Source organism: Labilibaculum sp. (genome assembly GCF_041595635.1).
Lineage (GTDB): Bacteria > Bacteroidota > Bacteroidia > Bacteroidales > Marinifilaceae > Labilibaculum.
The window spans coordinates 137,535-160,975 of sequence record NZ_JBFHJW010000001.1 but is presented as its reverse complement, the minus strand read 5'-3'; the positions used below and the strand labels follow the sequence as shown (position 1 = coordinate 160,975).

The window sequence follows — 23,441 nt, the reverse complement described above, 5'->3', positions numbered from 1 at the left end:
TGCATGTGCAAATGACTCTTTTTAAATCGCCTTTTATTTTTTGATTCAAAAACAAATGTGCCAGAATTTTACTCCATAGTAACTACAGTTATTCCAGCTCCTCCCATTTGAATCTTCTCATCCCTAAAATTTTGTACCAAATCAACCGTTTGAAGATATTCCCGTATAAGCTGTCGAAGAATTCCGCTACCGGTTCCGTGTAAAATGCGAAATTCGCGTACATCCAGCATGATGATTTCATCCACATGATCAACAACCACCTGCAATGCTTCCTCCCCACGCATTCCACGCACATCCAAATCAGCCCTAAAATTGAGTTTTCGCTTGGATATTTTTTCCTGAATCAATGATGAGGTTTTATTGTAAGTTTTCTCTTCTTTTTTCATTTGTGTGCGACTTACCTTAGTCAATCGATTCACCTTCACTGAAGTTAAAATACTTCCAAAAGCAACCACTGCAGTCTTGCTATTTATTTCAATCACTTCTCCAACTGAAGATTGATTATCAAGCTTCACAAAATCACCCTTTTCAATCACATCTGGATTAAATTGAGCTTTAGAATTAACCGCTGTTTTTTGTGAAGAAACATTAGTAACATCGACTTTTTTTTCTCTTGGTTTCCCTTTATTCTCGCGATCTTTCAGCTTCTGGATTTTGCGTTGAATACGCGCCTCTTCCTTTAATTCTCCTTCTGTCAACTCCGCTTTTATAGATTGAAATTCTTTACGGATTTCACGAGTTTTTTCTTTTTCGGCCTTGTTCTCCTTAATTTCACGAATGGTTTTCTCTATGGATTTATTCGCTCTATTGAGTAATTGAGCAGCCTCATCTTTGGCCTTTTCTATAATTTCCTTACGAAGCTTACTCGCCTCTTTTAATTCCTTATCATATTGCTCAACCAAGGTATTTAGCCTTTTATCGCTCTTGCGGATATTATCACGTTTCTTCTCCCAATATCTTTTATCGCGAACAATATCACGCAAATGTTTGTCGAAATTAATATGGTCTTCCCCAATTTTATCTGTCGCATCTTTCAAAATCTCTTCGGGTAAACCGATTTTACGAGCAATTTCAAAAGCAAAAGATGAACCTGGCTTTCCAACTTCTAAACGGAAAAGCGGTCTCATAAGATGAGAATCGTAAAGCATGGCTCCATTTTCAATTCCTTCGGCTTCGGATGCAAAGTGCTTTAAGCCAGAATAGTGAGTAGTAATAACTCCTCTTACTTTTTTTCGATTGAGCTTATCCAATATCGATTCGGCAATAGCTCCTCCCAAAGCAGGCTCTGTTCCCGAACCAAACTCATCAATCAAAATCATGGTGTTGGTATTCGCATGACGAAGGAAATGTTTCATATTCATCAAATGCGAACTGTAAGTACTCAAGTCATTTTCAATGGATTGTTCATCGCCCATATCCATAAAAATGTTATCGAAAATTCCTATTTGCGATTCCTCGTCCATAGATACCAATAGTCCACACTGAAACATGTATTGCAACAATCCTAAACTTTGCAAACAAACCGATTTACCTCCAGCATTAGGTCCCGAAATGAGCACCAATCTTTGCTCATCGTTAATTTCGATATTGAGAGGCTCCACCTTACGCCCCTCATTCTGAAGAGTAAGATAAAGTAATGGATGAACCGCATTCTCCCAATAGGCAGTAGGCGTTTTCACACGTTTAGGAAGAATAGCTTTCACTTGAATAGCAAACATGGCTTTTGCTCGAATAAAATCCATTTTAGCCAAAAACTCAAAAGACTGAAACAAATCGTCGATATAGGGACGCAGTTGAATGGTAAAATCTTGAAGTATTTTAATAATCTCTCGACGCTCTGCGTATTCTAACTCACGAATCTCATTGTTGGTTTCTACAATTTCCGATGGCTCTATGTAACTGGTTTTCCCGGTAGCCGATTCATCGTGCACAATCCCGTTAATTTTTCTTTTGTAGGCCGAAGGTATCGGAATCACCACTCGTCCATCGCGCACAGAAAGGGAAATATCCTGATCGACCCAACCCTCTTTTTGGGCATTCCGCAACATGCCCTGCATGCGTTTCGAAATTGTCGACTGCTTTTGAATCAAACTACTACGAATTTGCTGCAAAGCAGGAGACGCATTGTCCTTTATTCTTCCATTTTTAGTTATGATGGCATTAATACGCTCAAATATAAAAGGATACATCCGAACATTTCCAGTTAACTGTTTTAGGTATGGATATTCCTTTTCTTCCTTGCCCTGAAAAAAGCGTAAAATGGCAGAAATGGATTCCAAAGACCTTTTCAGATTGTACAACTCATCCAATTCCATATAAGTTCCTTCAATCCTGGCCTTCTCCAAACTATTACGTACATCTATAAAATACCCCAAAGGGAAGCTATCCTCATCCTGACAAATGGTCTTAAATTCGCTGGTTTCATTCACCAAACGATTAATCATGTTGAAAGAACTAGAAAACTGAATGTCATCCACCAAATCACGTCCCAAGGAACTTAAACACTGTTTCTTTACCAACTCCCTTACTTTATCGAAGCGGATTTTTGTCTCAAAATTATCTGGATATATCACGAGTTACCTACTATCTTAATGAATTCTGCTGCAAAATTAACAAAAGACTTGAAGAGGCAAAAAAAGAAAGGAACAACACTGCCGCGATATCCCTTTATATGAATGCAGTTTACTAAATAACTTTTTTAGCAAATTCAGGTTCCACTGTAGTGATAATGTACTCGCCCACAACACTTCTTAAATTTCAGTCCACTACCGCAAGGACAAAGACTATTTCGTCCGATGCTTTGCTTGGTCCTCTTCAAATTTCGTGTTTGTAAGTTTTGGTTAAAGATCTCACTCATTAACTGGTACAATTCAGGATGAGTTCTGGCAAATAATTTTGGCCGTTCGAAAAAATACTCGCTGGCAACGGAAAAAAATTCAGCTTTATTAGTTCCGCCATATGGATTAATATCCGACTTATCGGCATAAATTTCTTCGATTTTCTTACGAATCAAATCCATCCAGGGAATTGCGTATTGTCTTTCCAATAATATAGCAGGAAGTCCATCTACTGCGCCATCCATTTTGTCAATTAAGTGCACAAACTCATGAATGGCTGTATTTTTTTTGTCCGATTCGTTGGAGAATCCATGAAGCAAAGCTGGTTTGGAAAGAATCATTTTTCCATCCATATAGCCAGTTCCAACCATTCCAAGAATATTTGTATTAGAACCTGAAGTTTCAAATTTGTCATTAAAACTTGCTGGATAAAGAAGCACTTCGTATAGATTGGTGTATTTCCATTTGGGAAAAGCAAATATGGGAATGATTGCACTCGATGCCACTAGAAGTTTATCGGTCTGATCAACCTCCACCTGTATTCCTGTAATTCGGCAGTTGAGTAAAAACTCCTGCACTTTATGCTCAAAACGCAGTTTTTCTTCCACAGATAGTGCTGAATAAAAAGCCACATGGGTCGCTAAAATCATTCGCCACTTTTTTGGGAAAGGCAATTTTGCTTCTTTCCACCGTTTTTTCTTCCATCTTTTCACCAAGTACCATGCAAGAACCAAAAAGACTGCTAACAAAACAATTACTCTCATTGGAAAACTCATCCTTTTTATTCAGTTAAAAAAACAGACTAATAAATTCGTATTTTCTTTGAGAAAGATAAGTATTGGTTTAAAACCATGCAAATTTATGATTATTAAAAAAAGTCGAAAACAATTGACTAACACCGACAACAATTAAGCTCGCAACAATAAAAAATATAGATTTTTAAAAATTAACCCCTATATTAGAGGGATTTTTTAAACAAATTAATCATTTCAAAACTAATAACCCCCTATTTTTTATGCACAAACTAAACGACTTTTTAGCCGGAATAGAAATCTATTTAGGTGGAAGTTTATGGTTCACCCTTTTGTTATTGGGAACCGGAATTTTCTTCACCTTTTACTTAAATTTTCCACAAATTCGCTATTTTAAACATGCCATAAAAGTGGTCATGGGAAAATACGACAAACCCGGCAGAAAAGGAGATGCCTCCCATTTTCAAGCACTAACTGCCGCCTTATCGGGAACAGTAGGAACCGGAAATATTGCCGGTGTTGCTTTTGCCATTTATTTAGGCGGACCAGCTGCTTTATTTTGGATGTTAGTAACCGCATTTCTAGGTATGACCACCAAATTTGTTGAGGTTAGTCTCTCACATAAATATCGTGAAACCGACGAAGATGGATTCATATCTGGTGGACCGATGTACTACATGAAAAATAAATTGAACATGAAATGGTTAGCTGGTTTTTTTGCAGCTATGACAATTTGTTCCTCTTTTGGAACTGGAAGCCTCCCGCAAATCAATTCCATTTCCAACTCACTGTTCTCCACTTTTGGCTTCAATAAAATAATAACCGGTGCTGTACTAGCGATACTTTTAGGATTCGTGATTTTGGGCGGAATCAAGAGAATTGTAAAAGTAACGGATAAACTAGTTCCAGGCATGGCCATTCTCTACGTTATAGGTGCTCTATCGGTACTTATTTACAACTACGAGAATGTAATCCCATCCTTCATCTCTGTATTTTCTAATGTTTTTACTGGAACTGCTGCAACTGGAGGTTTTCTAGGAGCAGGATTCGCTTATGCTTTTAACCGGGGCGTTAACCGGGGCTTGTTTAGTAATGAAGCAGGACAAGGATCTGCTCCTATTGCCCACGCTGCCGCTCGTACCGAAGAACCTATTGCAGAGGGTATGGTGGCTATTTTAGGACCATTCATCGATACAATTATAATTTGTACTCTCACAGGATTAGTGATTCTCTCCTCAGGAGTATGGACAGAAAAACTTCCTAATCAATTTCAAACTACCGATATGACAATTCTGGCAGATCAGTACGATGATAGCCAAGAAGAAGATCGGATTAAAATAGGTGATTTTTTAGCTGGGAAAAAAGAACTTGCTCTGTTCTCTGGAGATTTAACCGTTGTAAATGGCATCATTCAGAATCCCGTTTCTATCATCAACGCTCGTTCTCTAGCCGAAAATGTACATGTTTATGAAAATGAGACAGAATTGTACAGTGGAACCGTTCCTATTGAAGATGGCAAACACATCAACGAAAACGGCACCTATTTCTATGGCAAGTCACTCGTTCACTCGGCGCCGCTCACTGCAGAAGCATTTACCCACAGCTTACTAGGTGATTGGGGACGATGGATTGTATCCCTAGGCCTGCTTTTGTTTGCTTTTTCAACCGCGATTGCATGGGCCTACTATGGAGATAGATCGGTAACCTATTTGTTCGGTACAAAAGGAGTACTGCCTTACCGAATCATCTACTGTATTGGTATTTTTATTGCCTCCTTTGCCGACACTACTATTATATGGACAATATCAGGAATCACCATTGTTCTTATGACACTACCTAACCTAATTGGAATCCTACTTCTTCGGAAAGATATGAAAGGAACCATGGATAAATACCTTAAAGATTTTAAAAAAGAATACCCCGGAGAAATTTAAATTCGATAATATTTCTTAAAGAGACTCAATGGAGTCTCTTTTTTTTTGTATTTTATTTTTCAGAATTCAGCCATCAAAAACCAAAGTTCAGTATGAATAATACGTTCATAAACAAGCGTGAAAATTCTCAATTTTCAATTAGCGATTGTACTTCTAGTAGTAATAAACTGCTATTCGAAAAAGATAAATATTATAGGGTAATCTGGATTCGAAGCGGTGAAACCAGTATATCCATAGATGGAATTAGGTACAATTTACATGAAAATCAGATCGTTTTTTTAACTCCCTTAAATAAGCTCGAACTTAGAAATACTACAAATGAATTTCGATCGCTGATTTTTAACCGTGAGTTCTATTGCATTCAAGATCACGATCAGGAAGTTTCCTGCCATGGCTATTTATTCTTTGGATCATCAGACGTTCCAATTGTTAGCTTGAACAAAGATGAGCAGATCAGCTTCGACCTACTCTATGAAGACATGAATGAAGAATTTAATACTGAAGATCAAATTCAAGGAGAAATGCTACAAGTCCTGCTGAAACAATTTTTAATTAAAAGCACCCGATTGGTACGCAAGATTCTTAAGAATCCAAATATATACCAAGATAAACTAGATATTATTCGTCAGTATAATGTTTTGGTTGAAATGCATTTCAGAAACAAGCATAAAGTTTCCCTCTATGCCGAATTACTAAACAAATCACCTAAAACCTTGTCGAATCTGTTTAGAGAATATAATGATAAGAGTCCTTTACGTGTAATTCAGGATCGAATTATTCTTGAAGCCAAACGCTTATTTTTATATACCAATAAAAGTGCAAAAGAAATATCCTTCGAACTTGGCTTTGATGACACGGCACATTTTAGTCATTTTTTCAAAAAAATGGTAGGTAAAAGCTCCACCGAATTTAAAAAAACATCCATTTTATAAGTCTAAAGGAAAAATCATCAAGTTGTAGGGAAGAATAAGCATTCTTCACCATCTTATTTTGCTTCATCTTTGCATTGTCATTAGATCCTAAAGACAAATAACAGTGAAATTATAAAATTAAATAAGATGAGAACAATTACAGTACCTACAAAAGAACAATTAGATAAAAAAGGACAACAAATTTTAGATCAGCTACAAAATGAAATGGGCATGATTCCAAATCTTTTTGCAACACTTGCTTACTCAAGCAATACCCTAGAAAATTATTTGGCTTTTTCGAGTAAAGCAGGAAAAGATAGTTTTTCGAACAAAGAATTGGAGGCTATTAAACTTGCAGTATCCGAAGTAAATGGATGTGAATACTGTTTAGCGGCTCACACTGCAATAGCTAAAATGAATGGCTTTACAGAAGAAGAAATAATTCAGTTAAGAGATGGAAGCATTTCGAATATTCGTTTACGAATATTAAGTAATTTAGCTATTGATATTGCTCAAAACAAGGGTAATGCAAGTGACTTAACAAAAGAAAACTTTTTTAATGCAGGATTCACAGAAAAAGAACTGATCGATTTTTTAGCGGTTGTAGTCGAAATAACTTTTACCAATTACGCTCACAATCTTACTCAAGTTCCAGTAGATTTTCCAAAAGCAAAAACATTGAGTAAGAAAACTGCTTAATTCCATAACCTAACTATTTTAAGAAAGGCTGTTTCAACAATTTGAAACAGTCTTTTTTATTCAATCTCAATATCGAATTGCGCCAACAAGCCCGCGATTCCCGAAAGTGAAAATTTAGCTTTTTTAATTCTATTGATTTCCGGATTGATTAAGTAATTAAAAGAAGTTCGAAAATCTGCTTTTTCAAGATTTGTGTATTCGAACATCGCACGACTCAAATCACAATTTTCGAATAGTGCGGCAGAAAAATCAGCTTCGGTAAAATCTACTTCCTGCAAATTGCAATTGATAAACTTCCTTGCTTTTAATTTTAGTTTATGGAAGGAAGCCAGTTTTAGCTGGCAATCTTCAAATTGTATCGACAACAATAACTGATTGCAATTTTGAAACCCAACTCCCACCATCTTACAAGATGTAAAGGAAACATCGCGTAAAGCAGTAAAATTCAGATTAACCAAACTCAGATCACACTGATCAAATTTACATTCCAGGAATAAGTTTTCAGACAAATCGCCATTGACAAAGGAACAATTCACAAACCGACAGTTCTCATACTCTCCTTTTGGCAAATTTTCTTTTGTATAATCCTTCTTTTCAAAAACCTCATCTTCAATATATACTTTTGGCATCTTTCTACTCCTTTTTAACTATTTGAATCCAAATTCAATTCTCCTCTACGAAAGCCTTTCGTTTTTTTATTTCAAAAGTATTCCTTTACTGATTGATGATCTTACCAATCTCTGGCTTGCTGAATAAATCTGATTTAATCACTTTTCCATCTTCCCGATAAATTGGCTTGCCATTTTTATCAAGCTTACTCATGTTACTACGATGAACTTCATTAAAAATATCTAAATATTTATCTTGCAAACCAAACTCTAAAACCGTTCCCATAACTACATAGTGAATATCAGCCAAAGCATCGGCTACTTCAACTAAATCACCTGATTCCCAAGCAGCTTTTAATTCATCCACTTCTTCCTGAATTATTTTTTGTCGCAATTCACATCTATCTATAGAGGGAATAATAGGCTGCACTTCTACATTCACAGCAAAGGCTTCGTGAAACTCTTTTACTTTAGTTAATTCTTTCATTTTTATTTTTTCTGAGCGATAATATCGGATTAAAGATGTCTATTTCTTTTAAAAGAATGTAAAATTTGACACTAAAAAAGGGAAAAAGCTATTGCTCCTCCCCTTGAATATTTTGATTTCAAAAATCTCTAATCGTTATCTGGCATTACCACCCAAAGAATTAAGTAGACCAGTAAACCTGGAAAACCTGCACTAAAAATAGATAGTAACACATAGGCTATACGAATCAAACTCGTTTCCCAACCTAAATACTCGGCTATTCCAGCGCAAACACCAGCTAGCATTTTATCTGATGAACGTTTCAATCTTTTACTCATATCCTATTTTTTTCCTAAAAATTGCAAAGTTTCATTAAAGAAAAATCCTTTGTAGCTTCAATCAAAATTAATCGTCAAACTCTTCGTCGTATAAATCTTCCTGATTTTCCAACTCATCGTTATAGAATGTTTCGGCTTCATCCATGATATCCTCAATCAAATTCTCATCTTCAGGAGTTTTATCTAACCAATAAACTGTTTGGTTAGCATTAAAATCCTCCACATCACATTCAATAATGCATTTAGGAGTGCGAGTGTGGATAATGAAAAGAGTATCCGGTAACTCTTGTGAATTGTCTGCTAATAAAAACTTTGGGAGCATAACTTTAAATTTAATTTTGTTTTGCAAATATATGAAGAGAATGAATTACAAACAACAAAATAGACTTAACTATTTCATTAATTTATTTTTAAATCTTTAACATCTCTTCTTCGCTCAAAAAAATCATTCTAAATACCTGAAAAAACATTTAAGATAATGCACTGGTTACTAATAAAATTAACCAAAACGTTAACTTCTACTGCAAACGTTTCTTTTAAATAAGATAAAGACTTAAAAGTCTTTATTATCTCTTTTGGGTTGGAATCTTCAAATTATCTTCCTAAAATTGCAGTGAATAAACAGATCTAAATATCCTATTTTAGCAATGATGAGATTTCTTCCAAATAACAAATTGTTTATGTGTATGTGTGCTTGTTGCATGTATATGCGCGGTATTGTTATGCAAAAAGAAGGAGCTTAAATTGAAGAATTAGATATCAGGATATTCTCAAAAAGACCTTTTTGCATCAGCAGAAAGGTCTTTTTTTTTTATCCAACAACATGAATGCAACTAACAAATTATCACATACAAGAACCTATTTTACAAACGGAGATGAACACAAATACAACTCAAGTAAAGAAAAAAAGTCAAGCAACAGTCTGCTGTTGTATGTATATGCTATGGAATCCCCCCTGGCAGAATTCGTTATGCACCTAAGTGAACCTTACATATCGAGTCTTTCTGCAAAACAGAAAGACTTTTTTATTCCTGGAAGTCAAGTACTATGAAAGAAAAAACATACCGAAGCATATTAAAAACCATTTCGTGGAGAACAGTAGGCACCATCGATACCATCTTAATTTCCTATTTAGTAATTGGTGATTTAAAGTGGGCCATGTCGATTGGTGGCGTAGAATTATTTACAAAAATGGGACTCTATTTTATTCACGAACGAACATGGAATAAAATCAAACTTGGTAAAGAGAAAGAACATCCCATTGATTATCACATTTAAAACAAAGACCATGTCGAAACAGAAAAAACAATTCTTACCCATAGCGCTTGATATTACCGATAAAAAAATACTCATCATCGGAGGTGATGAAGACGCCTATAAAAAGCTAAAGATCTTGCAAAGGAGTACCAATTTAATCGAAGTAATTGCACCTAAAATCATCAACTGGATAAAAAATGCGGGTGTAATTTATCACGAGAAACAATACAGCAAGGAGATCCTAAAAAATTATTTTCTGATATACAGCTGTGTGGAAGATCCTGCTTTTGTTCGGCAACTAATCCGAGATGCAAAAGAAGCTGGAGTACTACTAAATGTACATGATCAGCCAGATTTTTGTGAATTCGTTTCTCCTGCCATCTACAAACAATCCAACATTAGTGTAGCAGTAAGTTCTAATGGTGAGGATGTGTACGAATCAATACGAATGCGAAATCAACTAAAAGATTTTTTTGAAAATAACCAGCTGCAAAAGCAATTAATCGCCAATTAAATACTGCCTCAACATTAATTGATAGAAAAACATCATGGAAAAAAAATATCAACTCAACCAAGAACAGTTAGAAGAAGTCAATCAGCTAGTCCAAAACTTAACCACCGATCAGTTGGTTTGGGTCAATGGGTACCTTTCGGGGATACTTAACAACAAAACAGAAAATCAGAATTTGCCTGTTACAAACAAAGAAAAATCTTCGGAAAGCATCACAATTCTGTTTGGAACACACACAGGTCATAGCAAGCAAATTGCCCTCGACCTGTACGATCGAGTTTTGGCATTAGGCTTAAATGCCAAAATTCAAGGTTTGGACGATTACAAAAAAAATGAATTAAAAAAGGAAAAATACCTTTTCCTCATCGTCAGTACTCATGGTGAAGGTGAAGCTCCCCTTCAGGCCGAAGAATTTTACGAGTATATAAAGGGAAAACGAGCACCACAATTGACAGACACAAAATACGCTGTGCTTGCACTAGGAGACAAAACTTACAAGAATTATTGCCAGACAGGAATTGATTTCGACCAGCGATTTTCAGAATTGGGAGCTCAAGCCATTTTGCCCATTGAAACAAGCGATGTTGCCTACGAAGAAATTGCTGAGCATTGGATTGAAAAACTTCTTGTTGAATTGAAAAAACAAAATGATGAAGTAACAAGCTCCTTTTCTTTGGCAAATAACATTCCAACCAAAAAGAAATTTAACAGATCAAACCCTTACTATGCCGAAGTGCTCGAGAAGGTAAGAATCACCACCAGCGACTCTGAAAAAGAAGTGTACCACCTCGAACTTTCCCTGGAAGATTCAGGAATCACTTATCAAGCTGGCGACAGCATTGGCATTTTACCCAATAATCCTATGAATTTAGTAGACTTACTCATTGAGAAACTAGAAGACGATCCAGAACGGATTGTTAGTCTGGGAGGAAAAGAAATTAGCTTATTTCGAGCCTTGCAAAATAAAGTAGAGATAACCGTTTTGAACCGAGAGGTACTCGAAAAATATTTTGAAATTGTCCAAAATAAGGAACTGGAACAGCTACTGAAGCAAGATACTGAATTGGAACAATACCTGTATGGAGCTGATGCCTATGATTTGCTTCAAGATTATCCCGGAGAATTAAATACAGATCAATTTTTATCGGTTCTGCGCATTTTATATGCACGTCTCTACTCTATTTCCTCAGGTCCCCATGCCAATCCCGATGAAGTACACATTACCATAGCATCGCTTCGTTACCAACGCAAAAAACGCGACCGAAACGGTGCTTGTTCCTCCTACATTAGCGACGAAATAAACGTAGGCGATCATGTTGCCATTTACATTGATAAAAATGAAGCCTTCCATTTACCAGATGACCAAAGTAAGCCTCTAATAATGGTAGGTGCAGGAACTGGCGTGGCTCCCTACCGAAGTTTTCTGCAGGAAAGAGAACATCAAAGCATCAAAGGGAAAAGCTGGTTATTCTTTGGAAATCAACGCTTCAAAAAAGACTTTTTGTATCAAGTAGAATGGCAAAAATTTCTGAAGAAAGGAATTCTTCAAAAACTCGATGTTGCCTTCTCTAGAGATCAGGAAGAGAAAACTTACGTTCAGCATCGCTTGAAGGAAAATGGTTCTGAAGTGTTTCAATGGCTCGAAAATGGAGCTTATTTTTACATCTGCGGAGACAAAAATCACATGGCCAAAGATGTTCAAAACACCCTACTCGAAATCATACAGACTGAAAGAGGCATTGCTCCTGAAAAAGCAGATGAATATCTAAAAAAATTGAAAAAAGAAAAGCGATTCCTTCTTGATGTTTATTAGAAATTATAATCTAAGTACATGGATAAAAACTGATTTATTTTTGAATCAAAAAACACAGAACCAATCATCAACATTTTAATAACCCCAACTTATAATTCAACAAACTATGTCAGATAATATCAACTGGGCAGAATTGTCCGAAGTCGAAAAAATAAAAACTGAAAGCAACTACTTGCGAGGTACACTGGAAACTAGTCTTGCCGACCCAATTACAGATGCCATCGCAATAGACGATCGTCAGGTCTCTAAATTTCATGGCATTTACCAACAATTTGATCGCGATAACGAACGGGAACGTAAAAAAAGAAAATTAGAACCCGACTACTCCTTTTTAATACGAGTGCGAGTGCCAGGTGGAGTGGTAAATGCCAAGCAATGGTTACAAATCGATCAAATATCAGATGGGTATGCCAACGGAACCATCAAATTAACTACCCGACAAGCATTTCAATTTCATGGCGTTTTAAAAGGAAACCTAAAACCAAGTATCCAATCCATTAATAAAGCACTGCTCGATACCATTGCCGCTTGTGGTGATGTGAACCGAAACGTGATGGCGAGTCCTCATCCTTACAGTTCGGAAGTTTTCGATCAGGTGCAGAAATTAGCGGGAAAAGTAAGCGATCATTTAACACCACGAACTCCGGCCTACTATGAAATCTGGCTCGATCAGAGAAAAGTAGCCGAAGGAAGTGCGGGTGAAGTGGAACCTTTGTATGGACCTGTTTACCTACCTCGAAAATTCAAAATAGGATTCACCATTCCTCCTTTTAACGATACGGATATTTTCACTCAGGATTTAGGGTTTATTGCCATCGAAAACAATGGTGTACTCGAAGGGTTTAACATTACTGCAGGGGGTGGCATGGGAACTACTTTTGGCGACTCAAAGACCTATCCTCGCTTGGGTACTGTTTTAGGCTTTTCTTCGTTAGAAAATACTGTTGATGTAGCCGAAAAAGTTGTCCTTCTGCAAAAGGAATTGGGTAATCGGAAAGAAAGAAAAAATGCACGCTTAAAATACACCATTGACAGAATTGGGCTGGAGCAATTCAAAAAACTACTGAATGAAAAATTAGGCTATTCGCTAGAAAAGGAAAGAACCTACGCTCTGGTTCGTAATGGAGATAAGTTTGGTTGGCAAAAAGCCAAGGATAACTTATGGTATTTGGGCCTTTTTATTGAAGGTGGACGCGTAAAAAACACTGATCAAATTCAGATAAAAACAGCCTTACTGGAAATTGCCAAACTAGGCATTTCTGATTTTCGCCTAACAGGAAATCAAAACCTGATTTTAGGCAAAATTAAAGAAGAGAATAAAACTAAAATCAATCAAATTCTGAAAAAGTACAACTTATTGCCGCAAGTATTGTCGGGAGTCAGAGCCAATTCTATTGCCTGTGTCGCACTAAATACTTGTAGCCTGGCTTTTGCCGAAGCAGAAAGATACCTTCCTTCATTAATCGATAAAATAGAAGAAAGTATGCAGGAATTTGACTTACTAAAAGATGAAATTGTAATAAGAATGACAGGCTGTGCCAATGGATGTGGACGTCCTTACGTGGCCGAAATAGGATTCATTGGGAAGGCACCCGGAAGGTATAATCTTTATTTGGGAGGAAATTTTAAAGGAACAAGGTTAAATAATTTGTATCGTGAAAATGTAAATGAAAAAGAAATTTTGCAAGAACTTCGTCCCATCCTGCAAGATTATTCTAAAAACCGAACAAAGGGAGAAGAATTTGGTGATTTCGTAATCCGAAAATCCTACGTAAAAGAGATTGTAAATGCCCAAGATTTCAAGCATTAATCTCATTTTTTCACTACAAATTTATCTAAATTATGAAAAAAGGAAAAATATGGATTGTGGGTGCTGGACCTGGCGCTGCTGATCTACTTACCATAAAAGCTCTGCGCAGCATTCAAAGTGCAAATGTTATTTTATATGATGCCCTAATAACCACTGAAGTGCGATCGCTTTTCCCGAAAAAAGCCATTCTTATTGATGTAGGAAAACGTTCGGGCGATGGCAAAAATCCAATCTCCCGACAAGAGTACATCCACGATCAAATGTTAATGTATTCTCTTTTGGGAAATCAGGTCGTAAGACTGAAATCGGGCGATCCTATGGTATATGGGCGCGGTGTGGAGGAAATCAGATACCTGCTGAAAACCAATTTGGAGTTTGAACTGATTCCTGGAATTAGTGCGGCTATGGCAGCATCTAATGAATTTCTGATTCCTCTTACTGAAAGGGGAAAATCATCTGGTATTCATTTTCATTCGGCAATAAAAATGGGAGGTGAAAAGAACAATCTAAATCAAATCATCAAAGAAATTGAAAACGACGATACGGTGGTGATTTACATGGGGTTTGAACAATTAAACGAAATGGCAAGCGAACTAAATCGGCGACTCAGCAAGGAAACCAACATCAATGTGGTTTCGAAAGCCAGTTATATCACCAGCCAGGTAGTGAGTGGCAACACCCGATTCTTCTCCACCATCGACATCAATGAGTTGCCCGAATCACCAGCAGTCATCATTTTGGGGAATCACACTCAAATACCAGATAGCGAAAAAAACCATGCCAATAAAAGCTATTCCATTTCAAAACGAATTCGAAATTTAATTAAACAACCCTTTTTAAATCTCTTTTAGTTTGCTCGATAAATTCTGTAAAAAGTAAAGGAAGTAATGCTCCTTTGCTTTTTTCTATTTTAGCTGTAACTTAAATCTTGTTCACGGCGTCATACATACTAATCAACCTATTCATTAAAACACAGAATACTCATGAAAAAAATGATTCTAAAAAACAGTTTCCTGATTCTCGGGCTAATCTTTTTATTCTCTGGAAGCGTTAATGCACAGTTCTGGGTTAAAAAAGGAAATGGGGATGTGCAAAAACAGGATCGGGAAATCAGATCTTTCTCTGCAATATCAGCTAGTAACGGAATAAATGTGTATGTGCTTCAAAGCGATAAAGAATCCCTAAGTGTTGAAACAGATGAAAACCTACTAGAATATATTATCACCCGTGTAGAAGATAATGAACTAATCATTAAAGTTGATGGAAATTTTCACCGTGCAACTAAAATTGATGTTTTTGTAAATCTGATAGATGTAACTGAAATAAATGTTTCGAGTGGGGGCAATATTGAAACCAGAAACATTCTCAAACTCGAAAAATGCGATATTTCGGTCAACAGTGGTGCCGATGCAAAAATAGAAATAAATACAGGAGAACTTTCCTGTTCGGTTAGTTCTGGTGCCGACGCAACACTTAAAGGAACTGCCGATTATTTTGAAGGAAAAGCGAGTAGTGGCAGCGATTTACATGCTAAAGAATTGATAGCAAAAAACTGCAAAGCAAAAGCTTCCAGTGGTGGTGATGTGAGTGTGTATGCCTCTGAAACATTAGAAGCAAATGCGAGTTCTGGTGGAGATGTTACCTACTATGGAAATCCCACAAAAGTAAATGCTCGTAATTCAAGTGGTGGAGATATTAATCAACGCTAAAACAACAAAGAGGCATTCCCTTTCTGAAATGCCTCTTTTGAATTTTATATTTTCCTGAAAAAATTCGTGTAATTTCAGAGCTGTACAATAGTAAAACCCTTTTTAAAATTATTTCTTTTTCCTTTTCTCTTCTACCTGTTTTATATAATCGCCTAAGCCTTCAAAAGGCATATAGGTTTTAGGTACACCCAATTTTGCAGATGGATCGTTCGCCGACAAATCCACTTTTTTTCCACAACTAGGGCAAGTCACCGTTTGATGATTGGTAATCTCCAAAATATTTACAATGATTTCACCTTTGCAATGCGGGCAATCAACTATTACTTCCTGATCGTTAAATTCCATGCTTTTTTCGTTTTTCTGATTTTGTAAAAATAATAGAATATATTACTGCTCACAATCTTTCATAGAAAGTTGAATGCGTTTTCTCGCCACATCCACTTCTGTTACCTTTACATTTACATGTTGGTGCAATTGTACCACATCAGCTGGATTTGACACAAAGCGGTTTGCCAATTGAGAAATGTGAACCAAACCATCCTGCTTCACACCAACATCAACAAAAGCACCAAAATTGGTAATATTCGTTACAATTCCAGGCAACTCCATACCCACCTCTAACTGTCCAATTTTATAGATTCCTTCTTTAAATTGAAATACTTTAATAATGGTTCGTGGATCGCGACCTGGTTTTTCCAGCTCTTCCACAATGTCTTTTAGTGTTGGCAAGCCCACCTCATCAGTTACATATTTACTTAAATCTATTTTTTTGTGCAACTCCTGATCAGCAATCAATTCTGCTACCGAGCAAGCAGCATCTTTGGCCATACTCTTCACAATACCATACGATTCGGGGTGAACAGCCGAATTATCCAAAGGATTATCAGAATTCGGAATACGAAGGAATCCAGCACATTGCTCAAATGCTTTTGCACCCATACGTTTCACTTTAAGAATCTCTTTGCGGGTACTAAAAGCTCCATTTTCCGATCGATAATCGACAATATTTTGTGCCAATTGTGGTCCCAATCCCGATACGTAATTCAACAAATGTTTGCTGGCAGTATTCAAATTCACACCGACCTTATTCACGCAAGATTCCACCACCTGATCCAAACTTTGTTGCAGTAAGGTTTGATCTACATCATGCTGATACTGGCCCACTCCAATCGATTTGGCTTCAATTTTCACCAATTCGGCCAAAGGATCCATCAATCTGCGCCCAATAGAAATTGCGCCACGAACGGTAACATCATATTCAGGAAACTCTTCGCGAGCCACTTTGGAAGCTGAATAGATTGAAGCTCCTGCTTCACTAACCACAAAAACTTGCACTTTGCGATCGTAATGTAAATTAGTCACAAATCGTTCGGTCTCCCGACTAGCAGTTCCGTTTCCAATTGCAATAGCCTGAATATTATAGGTTTCCACCATATTAGTGATTTTTTTGGCTGCCATTTTACTCTCATTTTGCGGTGGGTGGGGATAAATGGTTTCGTTATGAAGAAAGTTCCCTTGAGCATCCAAACACACCACCTTGCAACCCGTCCTAAAACCGGGATCCAAAGCCAAAACACGTTTCTGTCCTAGCGGTGATGACAATAACAGCTGACGCAAGTTCTCGGAAAAAACACGAATAGCTTCCTTATCAGCAGCTTCTTTCGAACTTTTGGCAAATTCTGTTTCCAACGATGAGCCCAACAACCTTTTGTAGGCATCTTTCACTGCCAACTCAACCTGCTCCGAAGCCGCAGTATTTCCTTTCACAAAAATCCGATTCAATCGATCCAATACTTCCTCCTCATCGGGCGAAATATTCACCCTCAAAATGCCTTCGGCTTCTCCTCTTCTCAAAGCCAACATTCTATGCGAAGCGACTCGTTTCAAGGCTTCTTCCGACTCAAAATAATCTTTGTATTTTATGCCTTCTTCCTCTTTTCCTTTCACTACTTTCGAACGAATAATCGCATGACGCTGAAAAATACTTCTCACCGAATTTCTGGCCACTTCATTCTCATTTACCCATTCGGCAATAATATCGCGAGCTCCAAGTAAGGCATCCTCGGTGTTGGGAACTTCCTCATTTAAAAACTGAGTAGCTCTGCCTTCAACATCACGTTCCACTTGCTTCATCAAAATTTTAGCCAAAGGTTCCAAACCTTTCTCACGAGCCTTTACCGCTCTGGTTTTTCGCTTCTGCTTATAAGGCAAATACAAATCTTCCAATTGATTTATCTCTCCACACGCCATAATTCGCTGCTTCAATTCATCAGTCAGCTTATCTTGCTTCTCAATGGAATCTAGAATACTTTCCCTGCGCTTGTCCAGCTCACTTAATCGAGCAATTTCATCTTTAATGTTGCCAATTTGTACCTCATCCAAACTACCCGTCATCTCTTTTCGGTAACGTGAAATAAAAGGCAAAGTAGCTCCCTCGCTTAAAAGTTGTATGGTATTTTCAACTTGAAAAGCCTGCAATTGCAAGCTTTTTTTTATTTGATCGATATATTTTTTCATGCTATTTAGATCTGAGATTTTAAACCCGAGATGTGAACTCTCCTTTCTCTCAACAATTTATTAGAATAGGTATACAAAATTGTTAGGCATTCTTTTGGTATCGGCTAAACTCCTTAACCGAACGCTCTACACAATCTTCCAGAGATAATCCGTTAAAATAATTTCCTGTTAGATAGATTCCTGCTTCTTCTGCATATTTTTCGAGATCTTGAATTCGTTCTTTGTGCCCTAAGCTAATTAATGGCAATTGGTGTTTTGCTTCCACAGTATCACTCACTTCCAACTGCTCTAATTGCAAAAGCTCCGCCATGAACTGCTCCTGTTTTTCTTTACTGATTTTTCCGTCCTCAAAATGAAAGGCAAAACCTCTAGATTCTTTGTGCGGTAAAACATCACGGGTTACCATGGAAAAACAAGAACCTTGCAAAGGAATAACAAAGGAAACTGGCTCGAAATTAATTTTTTCTTTGGGCAAAACCGTTGCTCTTGAGATGATATTTTGGGTAGGAAATTCATTTAAACGCTTGGATAATTTAGGAAGAATCTCAGAAAGCAAAGCGGCCACTTTTTGAGGCGAACAAGCAAAAGCTATGTCCCTTGCAGTAAAAATCTCTCCACTTTCTGTTGTAACACTTACCTGTTTCTCATTTTTCACTGAAGTAACGTTCTGCTGAGTGATTACTTCAATATTTTCTGATGCTGCCAAGCGTTCTATAAAACTCTGCATTCCCTTTTTCAGGATAAAGCTTTTGGGGTGTTCCTTGCTTTTTGTTTTTCGACGCTTCAGGAAATATTCAGATGAAAAATTATCAGCATTTTGAACTATTACCGCACTAAACATGCGATTAAAAACTTTATCGTAATTATTCTTACCGACAATCTTACCAAAATATTCTTTGACTGTTTTGCCATCACGCTTTGAAAAAAACAGGTGTGGAACAGATCGAAACAACTCCCATTTACTCACTCTCGACATGATTTTCTCGTGCCTATCGGTAAACACTTTCATTCCTATCTTGGCTCTTGGCTCAATATCTGACTCCAAACCACAAGATTTAATAAGAGCATTCAAGTTAGCATAAGTGGCGTAAAAAGTATGGGCACCCATTTCCAACCAAAAATCATTTTTATCGTGATAATGAGTATTCAAGCATCCACCAATTCTATCATCAGCTTCCAATATTAAAACCTGTTTACCTGTTTTGGCAACCTGATAAGCGAAGCTTAATCCACTAATTCCTGCACCCACAACAATTAGGTCGTATGTTTTAGAATGACTCATTTTCAGCTATATTTAGTTGGCTTTATGATCTCTTCTTGAAATTCTTTTTCTTGAAAAATTTCTTTTTCCCTCCACCTCTATAGGTCTTAGGACTATATACTGGCCCTTCTCCCAATTCTACAGGAACGGGTATTTTATAAATTTCCGATTCTATTAAATCTTCAATTTTCTTAAAATCATTCTGGTCTTTTGGGGTAATAAAAGTCAATGCAACCCCTTCGCTTTCTGCTCTGGCAGTTCTTCCTACCCGATGCACATAATCCTCAGCATCACGCGGCACATCAAAATTAATAACCAAATCGATGGAATCAATATCAATTCCTCTGGCAATGATATCTGTAGCTACCAAAATTTGTTGCTTACGATTACGGAATTCACGAAGAACTTCTTCCCTCTCATTTTGCTCCAAATCGGACTGGATACCAGCTGCCTTAAACTTCTTCCTTTTTAAATCCTTGGTAATTGCTTTCACATTTACTTTCGTAGATGAAAAAATAATCACGCTTTTAATATCTTTTCCTTCGAGTAAATGCATGATCAAAGGAATTTTTTGCTCCGGATAAACCATGTAAGCGGCCTGCAAAACACCTTCAGCAGGTTTCGAAATGGCAATATTGATACTCTCCGGATTCACCATCATACTACCAGCCAAATCACGAATTTTTGGAGGCATGGTGGCCGAAAACATTAAAGTCTGACGTTCTTTAGGCAAATAATTTACGATTTGCATCAAATCATCGTGAAAACCCATATCCAACATTCTATCAGCCTCATCCAATATCAAATGTTTTAATTTCTTGGTGTTCACATAGCCTAGGTTCAAATGAGAAATCATTCGTCCGGGTGTTGCAATAACAATGTCAGCACCTTCCATCAAACCTTTTTTCTGCTGATCCCAAACCGAAGAATCACCCCCTCCATAAACCGAAAGCGATGTAATGGATACAAAATACCCAAAACCTTCCATTTGTTGATCAATTTGCATGGCCAACTCTCGTGTTGGTACTAAAATTAAGGTAGAAAAACCATCAATTTTATTCTTTTGTATTTTATCCATTATTGGCAACAAATAGGCTGCGGTTTTTCCGGTACCTGTTTGTGCACAACAAATTAAATCCTTGTCGTCAATAATTTGCGGGATCGCAAGTTCCTGAACTGGAGATGGAGTTTCAAACCCCATGGCATTAAGCCCGTCCATTAATTCAGGTGTAAAATTAAATTCTGAAAACTTCAATTTTTTTCGATTTACTTATTCGTAACTGGGTTTTCAAATTAGAAAACCGACTAATTATCAAGCAGTAGGAAAGGTACAAAAAAGAGATGATTCTTTATGGATTCCCAGATAAAATGCTTTTGCTATTCTACATACAAAACCAAACCTTTTAAATATTCTCCCTCGGGATGATAAATATTAACAGGATGATCGGCTGGTTGAGTTAATTGATGAAGAATTCGCACTGTTCTGCCTGCACTTGCTGCTGATGCAAAAATCGCTTTGCGAAAATCCTCTTTACTAACCGCTTGAGAGCAAGAGAAAGTAAACATGATTCCTCCTTTTTTGATCTTCTCAAAACCAATTGAATTCAATCGCTTGTATCCTTTCAATGCATTTTGCAAGACATTTTTATGCTTCGCAAAAGCGGGTGGATCCAAAATAATCAGATCATATTTTTCTCCCGATTTATCCAAATATTTAAATGCATCCTCGGCAAAAGCTTCATGACGAGTATCGCCAGGGAAATTAGCTTCTACATTTTCTTTTGTAATTTCAATGGCGCGAGCCGAACTATCTACTGAATGCACCAAATTTGCACCCCCTCGCATGGCGTAAAAAGAAAAACCTCCAGTGTAACAAAACATATTCAGTACCGAACGACCTTTCGAATAATGCTCTAACAAGCTTCTGTTCTCGCGTTGATCGATGAAAAAACCCGTTTTTTGTCCTTTCAACCAATCTACATTAAATTTCAATCCATTCTCCAAAGCCACAAAAGACTCGCTTTCGCCATACAAGTATCCATTTTTCGGTTCAATACCCGATTTAAAAGGAATGGTTCCTTCCGATTTGTCAAAAACGGATTTCAGATTCTCGCCCAAAACGCTTTGCAAAGCCTCAGTAATTTCTCCACGATGCAAATACATTCCTACCGAATGACATTGTATAACCGCTGTACCAGCATAAAAATCGATAATTAATCCAGGCAAACCATCTCCTTCTCCATGTACCAAACGACAAACGTTATTGTTGGCTGTTCCATACAAGCCAATGGCTTTACGCAACTGCAGTGCCGATTGAATTTTTCGAATCCAAAAATCAAGATTGATTTCTTCCTGTTCAAATGAAATTATTCTTACTGCTATAGATCCAATGGCAATATGACCAATGGCTAAAAATTCATCTCTTGAAGAATATAGAGCAACTAAATCACCTTCTTCCAAGCCTTCCTCTACTCTACTAACTGCACCCGAAAAAATCCAGGGATGAAACCGCTTAATAGAATGTTCTTTCCCAGGTTTGAGAGTAACTTTTGGATAATTTATCATTTTTGGAAATTTCTTTTTCTGATTCATAGACTAGTGCTCAAGACGTAAAATAATTCGCCGATCCCTATCTATTTATTTATAATTCAAACTCAACAATCGTAAGGATACGAAAGTTAAATTCACTAATTCAAGACCCAATTACTTAGTGATAGACGCTTTTAATGTTTCAAATATCTTAAGAGAAACCCACGCATCAGTAGCAGCGTATTTCAATTGACCCGAGCTCAACTGCTCTGCTTCCCAATTAGAAACCTGTTGGCGTTTTGAAATTCTAAAATTAAGAACGATAGCAGATAGTTTTTTCAAGGAAAAACTTTCGATTCCAAACTTAGAAACATACTCTTGCAATTCTAAAAATCCATTGGCATCAAAATCATTTACTTTTTGCAATCCTCTAATGTCATCTTTGATTGCTGCACCCACTTTTAAAATTTGCGGGTCGGCAAGAAGATCAAGTAATTGCTCTGGCAGACCAATTTTATTGAGTCTGAACAAAAAAGTCTTAGAATTAGCTGCCAACTGCAATAAGGCAACATCATTTACTCTCCCTTTTTTAAAGGAAGGACGAGTTTCTGTATCAAATCCCAGAATTGGAAATTTTTTCAAATAATGCACAGCCTCATCAAGCTCAACATCTTGATCGACTAGAACAATCTCTCCATCAAAACCTTGCAATGGCAATTCATTAACTTCTTCTTTTGTAATTGATTTTTGAAATGGTAACATTTAGAACTCCTTTTCTTAGAAAAATATGAATTTATTTTCCTCTATTGATCGTTTTCTCCCCATTCTTTTTTCCGCTGTGAAAAAATGGAGTCACTTAAATCGATATCCTCCAACCGAGAACCTTCAGAATCTTCTATTTCTTCATCAAGATTCTCATTTTTAGCAACCAAACTATGGATTGCTCTCAGCGAATTTACTAAATTTTGTCCCCAGTGCTGATAAAAACTATTTGTTAAGTCCCACAATGCCTCATTCATCACATCCAATGTCCCAATTCTGTATGAGGTGAGAAAATCTTTCAAATCCTGATACATATCGGCAAAACTTTCCGAAACAGATGCAATAACAGGTGTTTCACTGTACTCCATATCCTCCTCAAAAACCTCAAGAAATTGATCATGCCCTCCCATTTTTGTTTGAACGGAAGTATGAATAAACTCCCAATCGGCTTCGGAAACAAATTTCTCAATTTCTTCCTCTAACTCACTTTCATTTTTTGGCAACAAACAAGCCTTAAGATAAAGCAAAGGCAATAATTTTTGTACGGTTTCGATAAATTCTATTTTAGAAACCTTAGCGCTCGTTTCCAACAACAAACAAAATTCATTTGCAATGGTAACAAACTCAATCACATTTTTGGAATAAACAATATGGTCAAAGTTATCTTTCATCATGTTTTTAGGACTATAATCATGCAAAAATAATAAGATTTTACAAATATTTGTCA

The 23,441-nt window shown here is 36.8% G+C and carries 22 protein-coding genes; 9 read left to right on the top strand and 13 right to left on the bottom strand.

The window, feature by feature from the left end; all coding sequences use genetic code 11:
* Positions 1–68 precede the first annotated feature (68 nt).
* Positions 69–2,573: an endonuclease MutS2 gene (locus ABYT26_RS00700; protein WP_372750953.1), complete on the bottom strand. Its 2,505-nt coding sequence runs from the start codon at positions 2,571–2,573 to the stop codon at positions 69–71.
* 134 nt (positions 2,574–2,707) lie between these two features.
* The gene (locus tag ABYT26_RS00695; RefSeq protein ID WP_372750952.1) at positions 2,708–3,601 is read right to left on the bottom strand and encodes a zinc-dependent peptidase; all 894 of its coding nucleotides are present in this window, start codon (positions 3,599–3,601) and stop codon (positions 2,708–2,710) included.
* A gap of 251 nt (positions 3,602–3,852) precedes the next feature.
* On the opposite strand from ABYT26_RS00695, the gene ABYT26_RS00690 reads away from it, so the two are divergent.
* From ABYT26_RS00690 to ABYT26_RS00680, 3 genes are all read left to right on the top strand, one after another.
* Entirely contained in the window at positions 3,853–5,523 is a 1,671-nt protein-coding gene (locus ABYT26_RS00690) for an alanine/glycine:cation symporter family protein (protein ID WP_372750951.1), read from the top strand.
* A 92-nt stretch (positions 5,524–5,615) separates the two neighbouring features.
* Complete coding sequence (locus tag ABYT26_RS00685) at positions 5,616–6,455, top strand: helix-turn-helix domain-containing protein (protein WP_372750950.1); 840 nt, start codon at positions 5,616–5,618, stop codon at positions 6,453–6,455.
* A 126-nt stretch (positions 6,456–6,581) separates the two neighbouring features.
* On the top strand, positions 6,582–7,133 hold the full coding sequence (locus tag ABYT26_RS00680) for a carboxymuconolactone decarboxylase family protein (protein ID WP_372750949.1): 552 nt from the start codon (positions 6,582–6,584) through the stop codon (positions 7,131–7,133).
* 56 nt (positions 7,134–7,189) lie between these two features.
* Here ABYT26_RS00680 and ABYT26_RS00675 read toward each other — a convergent pair whose 3' ends face one another.
* From ABYT26_RS00675 to ABYT26_RS00660, 4 genes are all read right to left on the bottom strand, one after another.
* Positions 7,190–7,762: a pentapeptide repeat-containing protein gene (locus ABYT26_RS00675; RefSeq protein WP_372750948.1), complete on the bottom strand. Its 573-nt coding sequence runs from the start codon at positions 7,760–7,762 to the stop codon at positions 7,190–7,192.
* A gap of 85 nt (positions 7,763–7,847) precedes the next feature.
* On the bottom strand, positions 7,848–8,228 hold the full coding sequence (locus tag ABYT26_RS00670; RefSeq protein WP_372750947.1) for a hypothetical protein: 381 nt from the start codon (positions 8,226–8,228) through the stop codon (positions 7,848–7,850).
* 128 nt (positions 8,229–8,356) lie between these two features.
* Positions 8,357–8,545 carry a PspC domain-containing protein gene (locus ABYT26_RS00665; RefSeq protein WP_372750946.1) on the bottom strand — a complete coding sequence of 63 codons (189 nt, stop codon included), beginning with the start codon at positions 8,543–8,545 and terminating at the stop codon, positions 8,357–8,359.
* Positions 8,546–8,612: 67 nt separating this feature from the next.
* Positions 8,613–8,867 carry a hypothetical protein gene (locus ABYT26_RS00660; RefSeq protein WP_372750945.1) on the bottom strand — a complete coding sequence of 85 codons (255 nt, stop codon included), beginning with the start codon at positions 8,865–8,867 and terminating at the stop codon, positions 8,613–8,615.
* Between the two features lie 725 nt (positions 8,868–9,592).
* On the opposite strand from ABYT26_RS00660, the gene ABYT26_RS00655 reads away from it, so the two are divergent.
* The 6 genes from ABYT26_RS00655 (at position 9,593) to ABYT26_RS00630 (ending at position 15,645) form a co-directional block, all read left to right on the top strand.
* On the top strand, positions 9,593–9,823 hold the full coding sequence (locus ABYT26_RS00655; protein WP_372750944.1) for a DUF2061 domain-containing protein: 231 nt from the start codon (positions 9,593–9,595) through the stop codon (positions 9,821–9,823).
* Positions 9,824–9,833: 10 nt separating this feature from the next.
* On the top strand, positions 9,834–10,316 hold the full coding sequence (locus ABYT26_RS00650) for a bifunctional precorrin-2 dehydrogenase/sirohydrochlorin ferrochelatase (protein WP_372750943.1): 483 nt from the start codon (positions 9,834–9,836) through the stop codon (positions 10,314–10,316).
* Positions 10,317–10,350: 34 nt separating this feature from the next.
* Positions 10,351–12,126, top strand: coding sequence for an assimilatory sulfite reductase (NADPH) flavoprotein subunit (locus ABYT26_RS00645; RefSeq protein WP_372750942.1), 1,776 nt, complete (start codon positions 10,351–10,353; stop codon positions 12,124–12,126).
* A 106-nt stretch (positions 12,127–12,232) separates the two neighbouring features.
* Positions 12,233–13,936 carry an NADPH-dependent assimilatory sulfite reductase hemoprotein subunit gene (locus tag ABYT26_RS00640; protein ID WP_372750941.1) on the top strand — a complete coding sequence of 568 codons (1,704 nt, stop codon included), beginning with the start codon at positions 12,233–12,235 and terminating at the stop codon, positions 13,934–13,936.
* A gap of 32 nt (positions 13,937–13,968) precedes the next feature.
* Positions 13,969–14,787 carry a uroporphyrinogen-III C-methyltransferase gene (gene cobA / locus ABYT26_RS00635; RefSeq protein WP_372750940.1) on the top strand — a complete coding sequence of 273 codons (819 nt, stop codon included), beginning with the start codon at positions 13,969–13,971 and terminating at the stop codon, positions 14,785–14,787.
* A gap of 132 nt (positions 14,788–14,919) precedes the next feature.
* Entirely contained in the window at positions 14,920–15,645 is a 726-nt protein-coding gene (locus tag ABYT26_RS00630) for a head GIN domain-containing protein (RefSeq protein ID WP_372750939.1), read from the top strand.
* Between the two features lie 108 nt (positions 15,646–15,753).
* Here the strand turns inward: ABYT26_RS00630 and ABYT26_RS00625 are convergent, their stop codons facing one another.
* The 7 genes from ABYT26_RS00625 to ABYT26_RS00595 form a co-directional block, all read right to left on the bottom strand.
* Positions 15,754–15,990 carry a hypothetical protein gene (locus ABYT26_RS00625; RefSeq protein WP_372750938.1) on the bottom strand — a complete coding sequence of 79 codons (237 nt, stop codon included), beginning with the start codon at positions 15,988–15,990 and terminating at the stop codon, positions 15,754–15,756.
* Between the two features lie 42 nt (positions 15,991–16,032).
* Positions 16,033–18,162, bottom strand: coding sequence for a Tex family protein (locus ABYT26_RS00620; protein ID WP_372750937.1), 2,130 nt, complete (start codon positions 18,160–18,162; stop codon positions 16,033–16,035).
* Between the two features lie 82 nt (positions 18,163–18,244).
* Positions 18,245–19,444, bottom strand: coding sequence for an NAD(P)/FAD-dependent oxidoreductase (locus tag ABYT26_RS00615; RefSeq protein WP_372750936.1), 1,200 nt, complete (start codon positions 19,442–19,444; stop codon positions 18,245–18,247).
* Positions 19,445–19,466: 22 nt separating this feature from the next.
* Positions 19,467–20,678 (bottom strand): DEAD/DEAH box helicase, encoded by a 1,212-nt coding sequence (locus ABYT26_RS00610; protein ID WP_372750935.1) that lies wholly within the window; start codon positions 20,676–20,678, stop codon positions 19,467–19,469.
* Between the two features lie 122 nt (positions 20,679–20,800).
* Positions 20,801–22,015: a class I SAM-dependent rRNA methyltransferase gene (locus tag ABYT26_RS00605; RefSeq protein ID WP_372750934.1), complete on the bottom strand. Its 1,215-nt coding sequence runs from the start codon at positions 22,013–22,015 to the stop codon at positions 20,801–20,803.
* A 111-nt stretch (positions 22,016–22,126) separates the two neighbouring features.
* Positions 22,127–22,714 carry a 3'-5' exonuclease gene (locus ABYT26_RS00600; RefSeq protein WP_372750933.1) on the bottom strand — a complete coding sequence of 196 codons (588 nt, stop codon included), beginning with the start codon at positions 22,712–22,714 and terminating at the stop codon, positions 22,127–22,129.
* Between the two features lie 41 nt (positions 22,715–22,755).
* Positions 22,756–23,388: a DUF5063 domain-containing protein gene (locus ABYT26_RS00595; RefSeq protein WP_372750932.1), complete on the bottom strand. Its 633-nt coding sequence runs from the start codon at positions 23,386–23,388 to the stop codon at positions 22,756–22,758.
* Between the last annotated feature and the right edge of the window lie 53 nt (positions 23,389–23,441).